Source organism: Chromobacterium sphagni, assembly GCF_001855555.1.
GTDB classification, from domain to species: Bacteria; Pseudomonadota; Gammaproteobacteria; order Burkholderiales; family Chromobacteriaceae; genus Chromobacterium; species Chromobacterium sphagni.
This window is the reverse complement of sequence record NZ_MKCT01000001.1, coordinates 581,738-599,202: the sequence shown is the minus strand read 5'-3', so window position 1 is coordinate 599,202 and position 17,465 is coordinate 581,738. Positions and strand designations below refer to the sequence as shown.

Below are 17,465 nucleotides of genomic sequence, written 5' to 3'. Positions count from 1 at the left end.
GGCGCCGATTGCAGCCGGAATGGGAGGCTGCCGGCGAACCGCCGGCGGCCTTTTGTTTTGCGTATGGTTATTGGTGCGATAGATGCAGCGGCTCAATTCGGTAGTGATTGCAGGTTTGGCCTTGTTGGCGGCGGCTTGCGCCGATCCGGGCGCGCAGAGGCCGCAGTCGCGGCTGCTGGATCCCAACAGCTTGGACGCCGGCAGACTGATACAGCAGGCGGCGGCCAAGGCGGCTTGGCCGCAGGCCGACTGGTGGCGCGGGCTGCACGACGAGCAGCTGAACCGGCTGATCGCCGCCGCGCTGGCGGACAATCCCAGCCTGCATGCCGCCGAGGCGCGGCTGCGCCAGGCGCAGGCGATGTCAGGCGTGGCCGAGGCCGCCACCCGGCCACAAGTGGGCGGCGAAGCGTCGTTCACCCGCCAGCGCTATTCCGAACAGGATTTCATCCCGCCGCCGGAAGCCGGCAATTATTCCTGGTACAACCACGCCGCCCTCAACGCCAGCTACGACCTGGACCTGTGGGGCCGGCAGCGCGCCGCGCTGTCCGCATCGCTGGACGAGGCGCAGGTGCTCGCGGCCGAAGCGCAGCTGGCGCGGCTGAATCTCACCGCCGCGGTGGTGCGCAGCTATGTGCAGCTGGCTTTGCAATACGCCGAGAAAGACCTGCTGCAGGACAATCTGACGCAGCGCGAGCGCAGCTGGCAGCTGGCGAAAAAGCGCAAGGCGGCCGGTCTCGCCACCGAGGCCGAGGTGCTGCTGCTGGAGGCGCGGCTGCCGGCCGCGCGTAACCAGATCGAGCAGGTGGATGAAGCCATCACTCTGCTGCGCAACCAGCTGGCCGCGTTGTGCGGCCAGGGGCCGGCGGCGGGGGAGGGCCTGCTGCGGCCGACGCTGCGGCTGGACGAGGCGGCGCCGCGCCTGCCCAGCGCGCTGCCGGCCGAGCTGGTGGGCCGCCGGCCCGATGTCTCCGCCCAGCGCTGGAAGGTGGAGGCCGAAGCCAGGAAGATAGACGCGGCCAAGGCGGCCTTCTATCCCAATATCAATCTGTTGGCCTTCGCCGGCTTCCAGTCGATAGGCTTCGACAACTTCCCGTCCGCCGCCACCGCGGTGCGCGGCATCGGCCCGGCGGTCAGCCTGCCGATCTTCGAGGGCGGCCGGCTGCGCAGCGCGCTTTCCGCGCAGACCGCGGCCTATGACGCTGCGGTGGACAGCTACAACGCCAGCGTGGTGCGCGCGCTGAACGAGGTGGCCGGCGCCATCGCCAAGGTGGAGTCGCAGGCCGGGCAGCAAAAACAGACCGAACAGGCGCTGGCTTCGGCGCAGAAGGCGTTCAAGCTGGCGTTGCAAGGCTACCGCGCCGGCCTGTCCGACCAGGATAACGTGATCGCCGCGCGCTTGGCTTGGCTTGCCGCCCAGCAGCAACTGGTGCGGATACGCAGCGAGCGGCTGGACAGTTTCGCCGCGCTGATGAGCGCGCTGGGCGGCGGCGCGGCGGTGCACCAGCCTGCTGAGGAACAGCCGCAATGAGCGGCGGCCTGCTGGCGGCCGGCCGGCGCGTCGGCCGCGACTGGCTGGCCACCGAGGGCGAGAACTGGAGCTTCGTCGCCAAGACGCTGCTGGCGGCCTTCGCCTCGCTGTGGATCGCTTTCCGCCTGGGTTTCGATTCGCCCAGCTCGGCGATGACCACGGTGTTCATCGTCACCTTCCCGCGCAGCGGCGCGGTGCTGGAGAAGAGCGCCTACCGGATTCTGGGCACGCTGGTGGGCAGCGCGGCGGCGCTGGGCTTCGTCGGCCTGTTCGACGGCCAGGCGGCGCTGCTGCTGATCAGCCTGGCGCTGTGGGTGGGCGTGTGCACCGGCGGCGCCACCCTGTACCGCGACTCGCGCTCCTACGCCTTCGTGTTGTCCGGCTACACCGCCTGCATCATCGCGCTACCGGCGCTGAACCATCCGATGGCGGTGTTCAATCTGGCGGTGACGCGGGTGTCGGAGATCTCGCTGGGCATCCTGTGCTGCGCCATCGTCAACGACTTCATCTTTCCGCGCCACCAGGGCGATCTGGTGGTGAGCACCGTGCGCGGCCGCTACCACGGCTTCGCGCTGCTGTGCCAGCAGGCGCTGGCGCAAAGACTGGACGCGGCCACGCTGGAGGCCACCCAGCTGCGCTTCGCCTCCGACATCGCCGCGCTGGAGGCCGGCCGCGCCGCGGCCTTCTTCGAGGCCGGCAATGTGCGCGCCCGCAGCGATCAGCTGCACGCCTTCAACGCCACTTTCATGGCGGCGCTGACCACCTTCCATACCCTGCACCGGCAGATGGAGCGGCTGCGCCGCGACGCCGCCTCGCCGCTGCCGGAGCTGTTCTATCCGCTGTTCCTGCAGGCCTCCGCCGCCTTGAGCAACGAGGACGGCCCGGCCCGTACCGCGTTGGAGGCCGGGCCGACGCTGGCGCGGCTGGACGCGTTGCGTCCGGTGTTGCGTCGGGAACTGGGCGACGCGCGCGCGAGCCTGCTGGCGCAGCCGCACGACGAGGGCCTGCGCATAGAGTTCGATACCGCCAGCGAGCTGCTGACCCGCTTCGTCGAGGAGATGCATACCTTTACCGCGGTCTATCACGGCTTCCGGCAGCGCAATCCGCTGCAGGTGGACGCGCTGGCCTATTCGCCGCGCACGCCCGGCGCCATAGCGCTGGCCAGCGGCGCGCGCGCGGCGCTGACCCTGCTGACGCTGTCCATCGCCTGGTACTGGCTGGCCTGGCCCAGCGCGCTGGGCGCGGTGCTGCTGGCCACTATCTTCTGCGGCCTGGCGTCGTCGTCGCCGCGGCCGCTGCTGATGGTGAAGCAAATCCTGATCGGCTTCGCGCTGGCCACGCCGCTGGCCTATGTTTGCACCTTCCATCTGCTGAACCAGGCCGACAGCTTCCCGCAACTGGCACTGGCGCTGACGCCCTTCCTGGTGCTGGGCTGTTATCTGAAATGCCTGCCCAAGGCCGCAGGCATGGGCACCGGCATCACGCTGCTGATGGCGCAGGCGGTGAATCCGGAAAACATGATGAACTACGACGTGGTGGCCTTCTTCAACGACGGCATCGCCCGCCTGCTGGGCCTGGCGCTGGCCGGGGTGTTCTTCGTGCTGGTGTTGCCTGAGCACACCATGGGCTCGCGCCGCCATATCGCCGCCGCCTTGTGGCGCGAGGCGCTGAACGCCTGCCGCGCCGCGCTGCCGCACCTGAAGCAGCGTTACGGCAACCGCGTGCGCGACCTGCTCAACCAGTTGAACGCCGCGCCGGGATCGGCCGACGATCCGGCGCGCCAGGCCACCATCAGCCAGGCGATCACCCTGCTGGAATTGGGGCTGGCCATCATAGACTTGCGCACGCTGGCCGGCGACGCCGCGCAGAAGCCGGTGCGGCGCGCGCTGGACGACAGCGTCGCGGCGCTGGCCGCCTATTTCGCCGCACCGCAGGCATCGCGGCGACAGCAGGCGATGATGGCGCTGCTGGCGGCCGGGCCGCCGATACGCGCGGAGCTGGAGATCGCGCTGCCGGAGGCCGCGCAGAGCCTGAACCGGGCGCTGGCCACGCTGCACCTGATCCATACCTCGCTGCTGGACGCTATGCCGCAGCCCGATGCCGGCGAGCCGGCGGGAGACACCCATGCCACATGAAATCGCCGTGTTCGGCATCCTGATGCCGACCTTGCTGCCGCTGTTCGTGCTCAGCATGCTGTTGCAGATCGGCCTGGACTGGGCGCTGGGGCGGCTGGGGGTGTACGAAAAGGTATGGCACCCGGCGCTGTTCCGCTGGTGCCTATTGATCGTGATCTTCAGCGGCCTGTCGCTGCCGCTTTACCGTTGACAACGCATACTGGATTCCTCGCAATGGTCGCAAAATCGATTACCCGTTACCTGATCACCCTATTGCTGCTTGCCGCCGCCGTCTGGGCCGGCAAGGCGCTGTGGGACCACTACATGCTGTCGCCGTGGACCCGCGACGGCCGGGTGAAGGCCGACGTCGTCACCATCGCCGCCGACGTGTCCGGCATCGTCACCCAGGTGGCGGTGAAGGACAACCAGCCGGTGCGCCGCGGCGACGCGCTGTTCGTCATCGACTCCAGCCGCTACCAGGCGGCGCTGGCCCAGGCCGAGGCGACGCTGGCCGGCCACAAGGCCGACAAGAACCGCCGTGGCAAGGAGGCATCGCGCCGCGCCAGCCTGGACAGCGCCATCGTCTCCACCGAAAGCCGCGAGAGCGCCGACTTCGCCGCCGCTGCCGCCGCGTCGCAGTACCAGGCCGCCGTCGCCGCTCGCGATCTGGCCGCGCTCAACCTGCAGCGCACGGTGGTGCGCGCGCCGACTGACGGCTATGTCACCAACCTCAATGTGCATGTCGGCGATTTCGCCGCCACCGGCGCCCCGAGGCTGGCGCTGATAGACAGCGGCTCTTTCTACGTGGATGGCTATTTCGAGGAAACCAAGCTGCCGATGCTGAAAGTGGGGGCCAAGGCCGAAGTCACGCTGCTGAGCAGCGGCCAGCGCTTGCGCGGCCATATCGCCAGCATCGCCCGCGGCATCACCGACCGCGACGCCGGCACCGGCCGCGAATTGCTGGCCGACGTCAACCCCACCTTCAACTGGGTGCGGCTGGCGCAGCGGGTCCCGGTGCGCATCCAGCTGGACGAGCAGCCCAAAGGCCAGCCGCTGATCGCGGGCCAGACCTGCACGGTGGTGGTCAGCGGAAAATAGTCTATTTGCATTGCCAATGCGCTTGCGATTGGCCGTCTTTTATCCTTTATGGATTTTCTGCGCCTGCCGGTGATGGTAGGCTTGGCGATTTGCGGCGCTCCGCTGGCATGGGGCGCCTGACGGGATAAAGAGCAGAGAGGCAGGCGGCAAGATGAAGGAGATTGCAAAACTATTGTTCGGCGGGCTGGCGCTGGCCTTGTGCGCCACCGCGCAGGCGGCGGCCGATCCGATCCTGATAGTCAAAGGGAAGATCGGCGTATTCAACAATGCCAGCCGTACCGAGTACCGCTTCGATGAAGGCAGCCTATTGCGGCTGCCGCAGCGCACCATCAGCACCAAGACTACCTGGACTGCCAAATCCGCTTTTTCCGGCCCGGCCATCAGCGATATTCTGCGCGTGGTTGCGGCTGGAGGCTCGCAGATAGATGTGGTGACTTACGACGAGTACAAGGTGACGCTGCCCTTGAGCGATCTGGAGCGGTACCACCCTATCATGGCCAGGTTCATCAACGGCAAGCCGCTGCAGCGGCGCGATTTCGGCCCCTTGTGGGTGATGTACCCGGTCAGCGATTTCGCTGAACTGCAGAAGGTGAAGTCGGACGCCAAGCTGGCTTGGCAGGTCAAGTACATCGTGGTGCGCTGATGAGGATTCTCCCCGTGCACCAGGGGCGGCAGTGGCTGGTCTTTTTCTTCCTGGCCGTTTTGTTGCCGATGCTGTGTTTCTTCTATGTGCAGAGCACGCTGTTCTCCAAGCAGGCGCTGGAGCAGGCGGCGGGGCCGGGAGAGGGGTATTACTGGGCGGCGTCGCAGTACCGCTATGCGGTGCAGCGGCTGTATGGCGAAGCCAATGCCTACGCTCTGCGGATCGAGTCCTTCGACGATTTGCAGATCGCCTACGATGTGCTGGAATCGAAATATCTGGTCTTGAACCGCTCGGTCTCGCCGCAGCTGCGAAAAAATGCCGGGTATGCGGCGCTGCTGGAGCAAATCGCCGGTTTCATGCAGCGCGGCAAAACCTTGTTCCCGGCGATACGCCATGACGCGCATGCGATGACGGCGTTGCAGCAAGAGCTGAATGCCATGTCGCCGGTGATTGCGGAACTGGTGATGGCGGCCCATCTGGAGGAGGTCAGGCTGCGGGATTTGTCGATAGAGCAGACCCTGAGACTGCGCAATTTCGCCTTGGTCAGCCTGATCGTCTGGGTGGTGCTGGTGGTGTTTCTGGCGCGGGAGCTGCTGAAGGCGATACGGCGGCAGGAAATCATAGAATTGCAGCAGGGGGTGATCGCAGCGGCCAGGCAGGCGCAGGAGGAGGCGGTGCAAACCGCGCTAGCGCGCTCCACCATGCTGTCCACCGTCAGCCATGAGATATTGACGCCGCTGCACACGATACAGGGCGGCGTGGAGCTGCTGGCCGACATGGCGGCGGAGCCGCGAACGCTAAGGACGATAGCCAATGTCAGGACCGCGGCGGATTATCTGTCCAAATTGATGCAGGATCTGTTGGATATGGGGAGGCTGGACGCCGGCCGCATGATCCTGCGGCCGACGACCTTCGATGCGAGCCAGTTGATCGCGAGCGTGGTGGGTGAGTTTCAGCAGGCGGCCATGGCCAAGGGCGTCGCTTTGGCATTTGTGGCGGAGGAGGAGATGGCGCAAGCCGTCCATGCCGACATGACGCGGGTCCGGCAGGTGGCCAGCAATCTGATTTCCAACGCCCTGCGCTACACCGATAGCGGGGAAGTCCGCGTGGAGCTGGGGCTGGAGCCGACGTCCTCCCGGCCTTGCCTGGTGTTGACGGTCTGCGATACCGGCATCGGCATCCCTGAAAGCGAACAAGCGGCCTTGTTCGACGCGTTTATCCAGGCGAAGGGCTCCAATCGCGGCGGCGCGGGAATGGGGTTGGCGATTGTGAAGAAAATCGCGGCGTTGATGCAGGGGGAGGTTCGCTTGGCCGGCAGCGAGGTGGGCAAAGGCTCGGTGTTTGTCGTCCGGCTGCCGGTGGAGCTGGTTTGAGCCTGGCTTAGGCCTGCTCCCTTAAATCCTTTTTCAGCTGCGCGATGATGGGTTTGAACAGGCCGGTTTTCTGGAAATAGCGGACGCCGTGGCGATCGATGGCGCGTTCGATTTCCAGTTCGCTGGTTTCTCCGGTCATCAACATGATGGGGGTGCCGGTGGCGTGGCTTTGCCTGATTTCCTCCATCAGCGCTTCGGTGGTCTCGCCGCGTCCCATCGACCAGTCCAGAACGAAGGCATCGTAGCGCACCTGTCGCAATGCTTGGCTCAAGTCGGCGGTGCGGGTGAAGGTGTCCGCTATGTAGCCGGCGTGCTCAAGAAAGCCCTGCATCACTTCCGCAGTCTCGGCCCTGTCGTCCAGCACTGCAACCCGGTATGCGCTTATCGATGCATCGAGGAGCAGGTGGGCGTATACGCGGTGCAGAGCGGCGCCGACGGGCGCCTCGTCGAGCGCGCCTATCCACCAGTTATTGTTCTCGTCGCGCCATCCGACAATTCGTGCGTTTAATGCACGATCATTGCGAGATATCCATGCGATCAGCGCACTTCCACTGTCATTCGGCCCCGGCATCCTGGCGGCGACGGCGATGGCTTCCTGCTCGGGGAGCCGGTCGCAGAGCAAGGTGGCATGGACGCCCAGGCCCTGAAAGGACGGGCCCGGCAGATGATGGGCGCAATGTTCGTCTTTCAAGCCCAGTAGGTAGTCGCTCGAACAGCCCATCGTTTTGGCGACCTTGGCCACTTCTTCGATATTAAAGGCTATTCCGCCTTTCAGTTTGCGGTTCGCGCTGGAGAGATCGATATCGAGCAGGGTGCGGAGCCATACCGTGCGTTCGCGCTCGGCGATGCCGCGAGATTCCAGCAGTTGAACAAGCCGGGCTAGGAAGTACGACTTGAAGTCGTCGATCATATCGGCGCTTTCATCTGCATTGACGGGGGCGAAAATGCTATCAGCAATTGGCAGGACTGACAAACCCGCGTATTTTTTCTAGCGATGGTTAATTGCGTAATTCGCACACTTTTATTATTAAGAGTGCGATAAATGCAAATTTTATGGCATTGGGAAATCGAGTGCTGGTAAGGTGTCGCTGTTGCGCGGCGTGGTTGGCTGGTTTTTATAGTCGGGGCCGATCCGTTGCCGATGCTGCAATTCGCCGTAGTGGCTTGTTTGGATATTGGAAGGGTGAGTTGCGCTAAATAAACTTGTTAAAAATGTCTAAATAAAAATAGTTTTGTGAGTGATTTGATCGGCTATGACCTGTTTTTAAATGCCGATTGAAAAATGCGTGAGTATAGATAGAGGGCAGGCGTCGTAAATGGTTTCGCTGCGGTTGCCATGAATTTGATGGGCGGCGGCAGATTTTCCGCGGCGCTTGCCCTGGTCGGCATCAATTTAGGAGTCGAGGTGTAAACAATGGCATCAACACATCTGGTTCAGAGAATAGAAGACGACGACTTTGCCCTGGATACGATTAATGGCAGGCGCGTCATCGTGACTTGCCCATCGATCCTGGGCGGCAAGGGCTCGGATTGGGAGGGGGCGATGATTTTTGGCCGGGAGTATCTGGTCGATTTGCTCGCGCTCGGCCTGGCGCATCGGGTGTTGAATTTTGCCGATGTGAAGATGGCGATGCTGAAGGCCGGGGAGCATATCGCGGCGCAGAAGGTTTGATGGTGCCCGGCCCGCCTGCCTCGCGCGGCGGTTCGGACGGTTTGCATGCGGTGGGCGTCTGGAGCCTGTAGCGATTGACGGGTGCGCTGCGGCAATATTGCTATGTATATATAGCTATGAGATAGTAGCAATATGAAAACACCAGAGCTGATGCCCACTGTCGAGGCCACCCGGTTGCGTATGCAGCTGATGGCCATGGTGCGCCGGCTGCGCCGACAGGCCAGCCAGGACGTGCTGCCATTCGGTCTGCTGACCGTGCTGGGCGCGATAGACCGCGCCGGCGACGATATCACCCCTACCGAACTGGCGCGGCAGGAGAGCATGCGCTCGTCCAATCTGGCCAGCGCCTTGCGCGAGCTGGAGGCCGGCGGGCTGATCTTGCGCCAGTCCGATCCGGAAGACGGCCGCCGCGTGCGGGTGCGTCTGTCCACGGTCGGAGCGGCGGCATTGCGGCGCAACCGCCAGTTGCGCGACGGTTGGCTGCAGGCGCAACTGGCCGGATTGGCTGAGGACGACAGGACGCTGTTGTTGCGCGCGGGCGAGCTGCTGGAGCGGCTGGCCGCCGCCGAATGATGGCCGCGGCGGCATCCCGCCGCCGCGGATGGAGTGTTCTTGAAAGGATGAGCGCATGAAAACCGCATTGCTGACGCTGGACTACATCATCGACATCATGCATCCGCAGGGCAAGACCGCGCGTTGCGCCGGCCACGCGACCGAGCGTGGCGTGATCGCCGTGGCCAACCAGGCCATCGCGCTGGCGCGCCGGCAGCAATGGCCGGTCATCCACGTCAAGGTGGGTTTCTCGCCCAATTATGCCGAAATGCCGCAGGGATCGCCGATTTTCAGCCGCGCCCGCGAACTGCAGGCGCTGAACTTGGAAGATGCGGGCACGGCGTTTCATCCCGACCTGGATGTGCGACCGCAAGACGCCATTGTCGTCAAGCACCGCATCAGCCCGTTCTACGCCACCGGCCTGGAGGCGGTGCTGCGCGCGCAGCGCATCGAGCGGCTGGTGGTGGCCGGCGTCAGCAGCACCTGGGCGGTGCAGGCGGCGGCGCGCGACGCGCACGACCGCGACTACCGGGTGCTGGTGCTGGAGCCGGCTTGCGCGGCGGCCAATGAGGAAGAGCACCAGATGTCGATGAAGCAGCTGGCGGCCATCGCCGGCATCTTGGATCTGGAGCAGTTGGAAGCGCTGTGATGGCAAGCTGGAGCCGGCAATTGGCGGCGCGCTGCGACGGCTATCTGGCCGCGCGGGTGGCGGCGCTGATCCTGCCGGCCCTGCTGTTGGGGCTGGCCAGCGGCGACGAGCGTTGGCTGAAGGCCGGCATGATGGCGGTGTGCTGCCTGATCGCCGCCGAGCGGTCGCTGCTGGGGTGGCGCGCCGCCGCCGGCCAGGCGTTGTCGGCGGCGGCGGGTTATCTGCTGCTGGCTACGCTCTGGCGCTGGCCGTGGGCGTTCGCGCTGGCATGCGCCGCCATGGCCGAACTGGGCTGCCGGCTGGGCGCGCGTCAGGCGCGCTGGCGCTCGGCGGCCAATTTCACTTTTATCGCCGCCCTCTACCTGGGCTGCGAGGCGGCTGCGGCGCCAGGGATGGACCCGCTGGCGGCGTTGCCTTATCTCGCGCTGGGCGGCGCCGCGGCCGTGCTGTTGCGCGGCATCGGCGGCCGGCCCGGTCCGCTGCCCGGTTCCGCTTCGGCGCCGGGCGTCTCGCCGACCCTGGGTCTTGCGGCCTTGTGCGTGGGGCCGCTGGCCTGGCTGGCGGCGCATTACCGGCTGCCGCACAGCCAGTGGCTGGTGTGGTCGGCGGCCAGCGTCTGCGTCGGCGGCCTGGCCGCCATCCGCGCCAAATGCTGGCAACGCGCCAGCGGCGCGATGTTGGGGGTGCCCTGCGGGGTGCTGCTGGGAGCGCTGCTGCCCGCTTCGGCAGCCTCGCTGATGCTGCTGGGGGCCGGCGCGCTGCTGAGCCTGGCGTTGTTCCGCGATTACCGGCCGGCCTTCGCCGCCCGCAGCGCGCTTGCCGCCGCGCAATTGACGCTGATCGGCGGCGCGGCCGCGTTACGCTTGCTGGACGTGGGCCTGGCCGGCGCGCTGGTGTGCCTGATGCTGGCGCTGGGTCAGTGGCTGGCCGGCCGGACTTAGGCCGGTAGCAGCGGTTGCTGCGCCTCCAGCCGCCGCGTCATCATTTCCTCCGCCAGCGGCGTGCCTAGCAGATAGCCCTGCATAGCCTCGCAGCCCAGTTTTTCCAGGAAGTGCTGCTGGGTCTCGTTTTCCACGCCTTCCGCCAGTGTCTCCATGCCCAGCGCGCCGGCCAGATGGATGATGGCGCTGACGATGGCGGCGTTCTCCTCGTCGCCGGGCAGGTCGGTGATGAAGGATCGGTCTATCTTCACCGTGTCCGGCGCGAAGCGCTTCAGATAGGCCAGGCTGGAATAGCCGGTGCCGAAATCGTCCACCGACAGCCTGACGCCCATCGCCTTGATCACCGCCAGCTGGCGCGAGGCCAGGTCGGCGTCGGTCATCAGCGTGCTCTCGGTCACCTCCAGTTCCAGGCAGTGGCCGGGCAGGCGGTTCTTTTGCAGCGCGTCGCAAACGTCGTCGATGAAGTCGTGGCGCATCAGCTGGTGGGCGGAAACGTTGACCGCCACCCGGATCGGTCCCAGGCCGTCGCTTAGCCACTGGCTGGCCTGGCGGCAGGCCTCGTTCAGCACCCAGCGTCCCAGCGGCACGATCAGGCCGGTGTCTTCCGCCACCGGGATGAAGCGGGCCGGCATGATCAGGCCCTCGTCCGGGTCGCGCCAGCGCAGCAGCGCCTCGCAGCCCAGCAGGCGGTTGCCGGCCATGTCATATTGCGGCTGATACACCAGATACAGCTGCTGCTGCTCCATCGCCCTGCGGAGGCGGTTTTCCATCAGCAGCCGCTCCGCCACCTGGGTGTTCATCTCGCGGGCGTAGAAGCGGAAGGTGTTGCGGCCGTGCGCCTTGGCGTGGTACATCGCCAGATCGGCGTTCATCAGCAGGTTCTGGATGTCGCTGCCATCGTCCGGCATCAGGCTGATGCCTATGCTGCAGCTGACCACCAGCGAGTGCTCGCCGATCTGGAACGGCTGCTGCATGGTGCGCAGGATGCGCTCCGCGATCTGCGCCGCCTCGCTGGGCTGGTTGATCGCCGGCAGGATCAGCACGAATTCGTCGCCGCCAGTGCGGCCGACCGTGTCCAGGCCGCGCACCGACGAGGCCAGCCGCCGCGCCACTTCTTTCAGCAGTTCGTCGCCGGCGTTGTGGCCCAGGGTGTCGTTGATGTTCTTGAAGTGGTCGAGGTCGACGAACAGCACCGCCAGCTGGTTGTGCTGCAGCTCGGCCTGGCGTATCGCCTGGTGCAGGCGGTCGTTGACCAGCACTCGGTTGGGCAGGTCGGTCAGCGCGTCGTATTCGGCCATGTGCTGCACCCGCGCCTCCTGCTCCTTGCGTTCGGAGATGTCGGTGAACAGCGCGACGAAGTGGCTGATCGCGCTTTGGGCGTCCTGCAGCACGCTGATGTTGACCCAGCAGGGGAAGTGCTCGCCGTTTTTGCGCTGGTTCCAGATCTCGCCGGCCCACTGGCCGCGCTGGCGCAACGTCTGCCACAACTGCTGGAAGAAGGCCGGATCGTGGCGGCCGGAGAACAGCAGCGAAGGCTTGCGGCCCAGCACCTCGTCCTCGCTGTAGCCGGTGATGTGGCAGAAGGCGCGGTTGACAGTGAGGATGCGGTTGTCCGGGTCGGAAATCAGGATGGCCTCGTTGCTGGATTCGAACACCTGGGCGGCCAGCCTGAGCTGGCGCTCGGTCTGGCGGCGGCCGCTGATGTCGCGCGCGGTGGCGCACAGATAGCTGTCGCCCTCGTATCGCAACTGGTTGACGGTGATTTCCAGGTACCGCTCGGCGTCGCCTTCGCCGTGGCGGGTTTCGAAGGTCAGCGGGAAGGCGCCGGGTGGGTGGCGGAACAGCTGCTCCACCAGCTGCGGCTGCCGGCGCAGCGCCAGGTTGCAGTACACCACCTCGCCGCGGCTGCTTTGCAGCGCCACCAGGTCGGTGGCGTTGTCGATCATGAAATGGCTGAGCCGCAGTTCGCGCGCCTGCTCCTTCAGCGACAGGTGGCTCTGCGCCAGGTCGTGCTGGTAGCGCCGCACCAGCGCGCCCACCCAGCGCACGAAATACCAGCAGAACAATCCGGCGCACAGCATCGCCACCAGGGTCATGCCCAAGGTGGTGACGATGCGTTCGGCCAGGCGGCTTTTCAGCCGCTGGGCGGCGCGCAGGCCGTCGTCCTGTATCGTCTGCACCTTGAGGCTGGTGACCAGGGTCCAATCCCAGCCCGGCAGCTGCCGGGTGTAGGCGAGATAGGATTCGGCCGCGACGCCGGCCTCGTCCTGGCGGCTGTACTCCAGGAAGCCGCCGCGCTTGCCTAGCTGGATCAGCTGCTGCGCGCGGTTGCTTTCGGCCGCTGGCAACGCCCGGTAGGACTTGCCCACCAGCGACGGCCGGGTGGGGTAGAGCCGGATGATGCCCTGGCTGTCGATGATCATCAGCTCGCCGCCGTCCTGGCCGAAACGCATCCTGGCAAGCGTGTCCAGGCCCTGCTGCTGCAGCGCGGCCTCGACATTGCTGATGTATTCGCCGCTGCCCAGCAGCCAGTTGTAGGGCAGGAAGCGGCGGGCGTAGGTGATCTTGTCGTCCATGCGGCGGCTGCCGGGGAGGTACCAGCGGTAGGCGGAGAAGCCGCGCCCTTCCGGTTTGGCCACCGAGTCGATCAGGCTCTTCATGATGTAGCGGCCGCGGTCGTCGCGGCTGTCCAGCAGCGAGCGGCCCTCGCGCTCCGGCGCGGTGGGCAGCAGCACGCAGCGGCCGTCCAGGGTGTCGATGAAGAAATAGCCGCGGCCGTCGAAATAGCGCAGCGGCCGTAGCGCCTCGACGATCAGCTGGCGGACGCGCGCCGGGTTCTGCCGCGCGTGTTCGCGGCGCCAGATGGCGTCGGCCAGGCTCCAGGCCTGGTCCACTTGTTCCTGCAGCTGGTGTTTGACGGTGTCGTTGGTGCGCTCGCGCAAGGCCGACAGCAATAGCGCGGCGTGGTCGGTGTAGGCCTGCAGGTTGTCGCGCGCGCGCGCGGCGGCTTCCTGTTCGATATTCTGTCGCCCGGACTGGAAGTCGTGCCAGCTCATCATCAAGAAATAGCTGGTCAGGGTGAGGGCCAGCGCAAACACGATGGCCAGGGTGCCGAACAGTTGCAAGCGCGATAGCCTGGCTTGGTTCAACTCCATCACGGTCTCGGGACTTCAAAGGGATGATCAGTATACGGGATTATCCTGAATGTCATGAAAGATTGTCGGGCGGCGCGGACGGTTTTCCGTTAGAATCGCGACCGGAAGTCAGTCAGACAGTCGCCGCGCCCGCAAGGGCGGGGAGGAAAGTCCGGGCTCCATAGAGCAGGATGCCGGTTAACGACCGGGCGCCGCGAGGCGACGGAAAGTGGAACAGAGAGCTGAACCGCCGATGGCCGGACTTGTCGTCCGCAAGGACGACAAAGTCTTTTCCAGCAGGGCTTGCCCCGCTGGAAGATCCGCAAGGGAGGCACAGGCAAGGGTGAAAAGGTGTACCGGGCTGGTCAAAGCCAGCCGGGACAGGCGGGGCGACCCGCTTGCGGTAAGAGCGCACCGCGGACGTGGCGACACGGACGGCAGGCTAAACCCCATCCGGAGCAAGACCAAATAGGGGGGCGCTAACGCGGCTCGCGTTGTCCCCGGGTAGGTTGCTTGAACCTGTCGGCAACGGCAGGTCTAGAGGAATGACTGTCCAACGACAGAACCCGGCTTATCGACTGACTTCCACCCCATCCTGAATGGCCGATTACCCCCGGCTATCGATCCTGCCTAAAAAATAAGCAAATACTTTTCCCGCTTCAGGGGAAACGCTATACAATACCGACCCTTCCCAGCCATTACCCATATCGAACTTGTCATGCAGATAGGACCGTACCAACTGAAAAACCGGCTGATCGTGGCGCCGATGGCCGGGGTGACGGACAGGCCGTTCCGCATGTTGTGCAAGTCTTTGGGCGCGGGCATGGCGGTGTCGGAGATGATCACCTCCAACAAGGCCTTGTGGACCACCAAGAAGACGTTGCGCCGCGCCGACCACAGCGGCGAGGTGGAACCGATCTCGGTGCAGATCGCCGGTTCCGATCCGGCGCAGATGGCGGAGGCGGCGCGCATCAATGTGGAGCAGGGCGCGCAGATCATCGACATCAATATGGGTTGTCCCGCCAAGAAAGTGTGCAATGTGGCGGCCGGTTCGGCCTTGCTGCGCGACGAGGCGCTGGTGGCGCGCATCCTGGACGCGGTGGTGAAGGCGGTGGACGTGCCGGTGACGCTGAAGACCCGCACCGGCTGGAGCCCCGAGCACCGCAACGCGCTGCGGGTGGCGAAGATGGCGGAAGACTGCGGCATCGCCGCGCTGGCGCTGCATGGCCGCACCCGCGAGGACATGTACCGCGGAGACGCCGAGTACGACACCATCCGCGCGGTGAAGCAGGCGATCCGCATTCCGCTGATCGCCAACGGCGACATCGATACGCCGGCCAAGGCGCGCCGCGTGCTGGACTACACCGGCGCCGACGCCATCATGATAGGGCGCGCCGCGCAGGGCCGGCCGTGGATTTTCCGCGAGATCCAGCATTATTTGGACACCGGTGCCGAATTGCCGGCGCCGGAAGTGGGCGAAATCCGCCAGTTGCTGCTGGGCCATTTGGACGAGTTGTACCAGTTTTACGGCGAATACTCGGGCTGCCGCATCGCCCGCAAGCACATCGCCTGGTACACCAAGGGCCTGTCCGGCAGCAACGAGTTCCGCCAGCAGATGTACCGGCTGGAAAGCACCGAAACGCAGCGCCAGGCTGTGAACGAGTATTTTGGGCGGTTGGCCGATGTGTCCGATCGTCTAATCTACGTAGTCGAAGATGAGAACAGGATGGACCACGACCGGCAAGCCGGCGTGGAGGGAGAGGCCTGCGACCATGCCAGCTGATACCGCGGCGTTGGCGAACCGGCTTCCTGGGGACTCCGAAATCTGGGCACCAATAATAAACATGCAAAACAACGAACATATCGCGCAGTCGGTACGGATTGCGATGGAGCAGTACTTTCGCGATCTTGACGGCGAGGCGCCGTCGGCGATCTACGACATGGTATTGGCCTGTGTCGAGAAGCCGCTGTTGGAGGTGGTGCTGATACACACCCAGGGCAACCAGACGCGGGCGGCGGAGTTGCTGGGCTTGAACCGCAACACGCTGCGCAAGAAGATGAAGTCGTATGATTTGATTTGAAGATAAACCGGCCAGACTGCTGACACAGGATGGCCGGTTTTTTTTGTGTGTATCCTGTTAACGCGGTAGAGAATCATGACCAAAATCGAACGTGCGCTGATCAGCGTGTCCGACAAGAGCGGTGTGCTGGAATTTGCCCGTGAGCTGGCCAGCCTGGGCGTGCATATCCTGTCCACCGGCGGCACCGCCAAGCTGCTTCTGGACGCCGGCCTGCCGGTGACTGAAGTGTCCGACTACACCGGCTTTCCGGAAATGCTGGACGGCCGGGTGAAGACGCTGCATCCCAAGGTGCACGGCGGCATCCTGGGCCGCCGCGATCTGCCCGAGCACGTGGCCACCATGGCCGAGCACGATATCGGCAACATCGACCTGGTGTGCGTCAACCTCTACCCGTTCGAGGCCACCATCGCCAATCCGGACTGCGCGCTGGAAGACGCGATCGAGAACATCGACATCGGCGGCCCGACCATGGTGCGCTCCGCCGCCAAAAACTGGGCGCATGTCGCCATCGTCACCGACAGCGCCGACTACGCCGCGCTGACGGCCGAACTGAAAGCCAACGCCGGCCAACTGTCCAAAGCCACCCGCTTCGAGCTGGCCAAGAAGGCCTTCACCCATACCGCCGCCTACGACGGCGCCATCTCCAACTACCTGACCAGCCTGGCCGACGGCGTGGTGGCGGGCAAGCCGGAGCGGGTGGCCTTCCCCAACCGCCTCAACGCCCAGTTCATCAAGATGCAGGACATGCGCTACGGCGAAAACCCGCACCAGGCCGCAGCCTTCTACCGCGACCTGGACCCTGCCGCCGGCAGCATCGCCCATTACAAGCAACTGCAGGGCAAGGAGCTGTCCTACAACAATATCGCCGACGCCGATGCCGCCTGGGAGGCGGTGAAGACCTTCGACGACACCGCCTGCGTCATCGTCAAGCACGCCAACCCTTGCGGCGTGGCCGTCGCCGCCGACACGCTTTCCGCCTATAAGCTGGCCTTCGCCACCGACACCACCAGCGCCTTTGGCGGCATCATCGCCTTCAACCGCCCGGTGGACGCCGCCACGGTGGAGGCCGTCACCGGCCAGTTCCTGGAAGTGCTGATCGCGCCGGCCTTCACCGACGAGGCCAAGTCCATCATCGCCGCCAAGAAGAATGTGCGGGTGCTGGAAATCCCGCTGCAAACCGGCGCCAATCGCTTCGAGCTGAAGCGCGTCGGCGGCGGCGTGCTGGTGCAGACGCCGGACATCCGCAACGTGACGCCGGAAGAGCTGCGGGTGGCCAGCAAGCGCCAGCCGACCCCGCAGGAACTGTCCGACCTGCTGTTCGCCTGGCGCGTGGCCAAGTACGTCAAGTCCAACGCGATCGTGTTCTGCAAAGGCGGCCAGACCGCCGGCATCGGCGCCGGCCAGATGAGCCGCGTCGACTCCACCCGCATCGCCGCGCGCAAGGCGCAGGACGCCGGGCTGAGCCTGGCCGGCGCGGTGGCGGCGTCGGACGCCTTCTTCCCGTTCCGCGACGGCATCGACGTCATCGCCGAACAAGGCATCAAGGCCATCATCCAGCCGGGCGGCTCGATGCGCGACGAAGAGGTGTTCGCCGCCGCCGACGAGCACGGCATCGCGCTGGTGTTGACCGGCGTGCGCCATTTCCGCCACTGAGCATCGCCGCAGGCCGCCGTGGCCATG

At 65.4% G+C, this 17,465-nt stretch carries 15 protein-coding genes and 1 other RNA gene; 14 read left to right on the top strand and 2 right to left on the bottom strand.

Going from position 1 to position 17,465, the window contains the following annotated elements; translation table 11 throughout:
- Positions 1-82 precede the first annotated feature (82 nt).
- From BI344_RS02925 to BI344_RS02900, 6 genes are all read left to right on the top strand, one after another.
- Positions 83-1,528: an efflux transporter outer membrane subunit gene (locus BI344_RS02925; RefSeq protein WP_071111452.1), complete on the top strand. Its 1,446-nt coding sequence runs from the start codon at positions 83-85 to the stop codon at positions 1,526-1,528.
- Positions 1,525-3,663 carry an FUSC family protein gene (locus BI344_RS02920; RefSeq protein ID WP_071111451.1) on the top strand — a complete coding sequence of 713 codons (2,139 nt, stop codon included), beginning with the start codon at positions 1,525-1,527 and terminating at the stop codon, positions 3,661-3,663. The genes BI344_RS02925 and BI344_RS02920 overlap by 4 nt, the downstream gene beginning before the upstream one ends.
- Positions 3,653-3,853: a DUF1656 domain-containing protein gene (locus BI344_RS02915; RefSeq protein ID WP_071111450.1), complete on the top strand. Its 201-nt coding sequence runs from the start codon at positions 3,653-3,655 to the stop codon at positions 3,851-3,853. Before BI344_RS02920 ends, BI344_RS02915 begins: the two co-directional genes overlap by 11 nt.
- A 23-nt stretch (positions 3,854-3,876) precedes the next feature.
- Entirely contained in the window at positions 3,877-4,740 is an 864-nt protein-coding gene (locus BI344_RS02910; RefSeq protein ID WP_071111449.1) for an efflux RND transporter periplasmic adaptor subunit, read from the top strand.
- Positions 4,741-4,891: 151 nt separating this feature from the next.
- Entirely contained in the window at positions 4,892-5,383 is a 492-nt protein-coding gene (locus BI344_RS02905; protein ID WP_071111448.1) for a putative pterin-binding protein, read from the top strand.
- Positions 5,383-6,756: a sensor histidine kinase gene (locus BI344_RS02900; protein ID WP_083338641.1), complete on the top strand. Its 1,374-nt coding sequence runs from the start codon at positions 5,383-5,385 to the stop codon at positions 6,754-6,756. The genes BI344_RS02905 and BI344_RS02900 overlap by 1 nt, the downstream gene beginning before the upstream one ends.
- A 7-nt stretch (positions 6,757-6,763) precedes the next feature.
- On the opposite strand, the gene BI344_RS02895 is transcribed toward BI344_RS02900, so the two are convergent.
- A complete protein-coding gene (locus BI344_RS02895) occupies positions 6,764-7,666 on the bottom strand; it encodes a helix-turn-helix domain-containing protein (protein WP_071111446.1) in 903 nt (300 codons plus the stop codon).
- 504 nt (positions 7,667-8,170) lie between these two features.
- Here BI344_RS02895 and BI344_RS02890 point away from each other — a divergent pair.
- The 4 genes from BI344_RS02890 (at position 8,171) to BI344_RS02875 (ending at position 10,570) form a co-directional block, all read left to right on the top strand.
- The gene (locus BI344_RS02890; RefSeq protein WP_071111445.1) at positions 8,171-8,428 is read left to right on the top strand and encodes a hypothetical protein; all 258 of its coding nucleotides are present in this window, start codon (positions 8,171-8,173) and stop codon (positions 8,426-8,428) included.
- Positions 8,429-8,560: 132 nt separating this feature from the next.
- The gene (locus BI344_RS02885; RefSeq protein WP_071111444.1) at positions 8,561-9,001 is read left to right on the top strand and encodes a MarR family winged helix-turn-helix transcriptional regulator; all 441 of its coding nucleotides are present in this window, start codon (positions 8,561-8,563) and stop codon (positions 8,999-9,001) included.
- A gap of 55 nt (positions 9,002-9,056) precedes the next feature.
- The gene (locus tag BI344_RS02880; protein ID WP_071111443.1) at positions 9,057-9,629 is read left to right on the top strand and encodes a cysteine hydrolase family protein; all 573 of its coding nucleotides are present in this window, start codon (positions 9,057-9,059) and stop codon (positions 9,627-9,629) included.
- A complete protein-coding gene (locus tag BI344_RS02875; RefSeq protein WP_071111442.1) occupies positions 9,629-10,570 on the top strand; it encodes an FUSC family protein in 942 nt (313 codons plus the stop codon). Before BI344_RS02880 ends, BI344_RS02875 begins: the two co-directional genes overlap by 1 nt.
- Here the strand turns inward: BI344_RS02875 and BI344_RS02870 are convergent.
- Positions 10,567-13,725, bottom strand: a complete 3,159-nt coding sequence (locus tag BI344_RS02870; protein ID WP_071111441.1) for a bifunctional diguanylate cyclase/phosphodiesterase — start codon at positions 13,723-13,725, stop codon at positions 10,567-10,569. The genes BI344_RS02875 and BI344_RS02870 overlap by 4 nt on opposite strands.
- A 104-nt stretch (positions 13,726-13,829) precedes the next feature.
- Between BI344_RS02870 and rnpB the strand changes: the two genes are divergently transcribed.
- The 4 genes from rnpB (at position 13,830) to purH (ending at position 17,438) form a co-directional block, all read left to right on the top strand.
- Positions 13,830-14,294, top strand: an RNA gene (rnpB, locus tag BI344_RS02865) — RNase P RNA component class A.
- Positions 14,295-14,422: 128 nt separating this feature from the next.
- Entirely contained in the window at positions 14,423-15,487 is a 1,065-nt protein-coding gene (gene dusB, locus BI344_RS02860; protein ID WP_071111440.1) for a tRNA dihydrouridine synthase DusB, read from the top strand.
- 61 nt (positions 15,488-15,548) lie between these two features.
- A complete protein-coding gene (locus BI344_RS02855) occupies positions 15,549-15,785 on the top strand; it encodes a helix-turn-helix domain-containing protein (protein ID WP_043578218.1) in 237 nt (78 codons plus the stop codon).
- Positions 15,786-15,860: 75 nt separating this feature from the next.
- Complete coding sequence (gene purH / locus BI344_RS02850) at positions 15,861-17,438, top strand: bifunctional phosphoribosylaminoimidazolecarboxamide formyltransferase/IMP cyclohydrolase (RefSeq protein WP_071111439.1); 1,578 nt, start codon at positions 15,861-15,863, stop codon at positions 17,436-17,438.
- The last annotated feature ends 27 nt before the right edge of the window (positions 17,439-17,465 follow it).